The sequence below is a fragment of the Sphingobacterium sp. UBA7253 genome (genome assembly GCF_002472745.1).
GTDB lineage: Bacteria > Bacteroidota > Bacteroidia > Sphingobacteriales > Sphingobacteriaceae > Sphingobacterium > Sphingobacterium siyangense.
The window spans coordinates 11,610-12,426 of sequence record NZ_DKSP01000054.1 but is presented as its reverse complement, the minus strand read 5'-3'; the positions used below and the strand labels follow the sequence as shown (position 1 = coordinate 12,426).

General features: G+C 36.6%; 1 protein-coding gene. It reads right to left on the bottom strand.

The window, feature by feature from the left end:
- Window positions 1-103 precede the first annotated feature (103 nt).
- On the bottom strand, window positions 104-817 hold a 714-nt coding region (gene prmC / locus B2X72_RS04985; RefSeq protein WP_286848451.1), incomplete at its 5' end, for a peptide chain release factor N(5)-glutamine methyltransferase.

The following is an 817-nucleotide window of genomic DNA, read 5'->3' as shown; positions in this document are numbered from 1 at the left end:
GAAAGTGATGCAAAGGTAGAATTTCTTTTGATATATGCCAAATTATTGCGTGCAAATTTTGATAAAAAGGCCTTAACTGCTTAATAAATAAACGGATTATTTTTTATCGCGCTTTTTTTGCATGGATTATTCGGTCTGCTCCATTGATATCTTTTATGAGTCTGACCTGTTCAAATCCTTTTTTGACCATAAGTTCTTTCATTTCTGCACCGAGATATTGATTGATTTCAAAATATAGATCTCCATTTGGGGCTAAATGTTTCAGTGCAAAGGATGAAATAACATCATAAAAAATCAACGGAGCGCTTTCTTCAATGAATAATGCGAGCTCAGGTTCGTAAGCCAATACGTTTTGATTCATATGCTGCTTTTCTCCCGGGGTTATATAGGGCGGATTGGATACAATGATATTGTATTGTTGGTCGGAGAAAATGTATTCCCATTCAAATATATCCGCATTGATAAATTGAACCTGAGTTTTTAAATTATTAGCATTTTCCTGTGCTGTTTTTATCGCCTCTTTTGAGATGTCTATCGTGGTTACCAGGGCATTATTGAGATGCTTTGATAAGGTGATAGGGATGCAGCCAGAGCCAGTTCCGATATCTATAATTTTTAGGTTTTGAGAAGATTTATGGTTTTTGATGATCAGATCGACAAGTTCTTCAGTTTCCTGGCGTGGAATGAGGACCGATTCATTGACCTGGAAAACTTCACCATAAAAATCTGCCCTATTGAGTATGTACTGTATAGGTCTGTGCTTTTCTAGATCCTGAAGGATGCTAAGTACTTCAGCCTTATTCGCCTCGTTGACAAT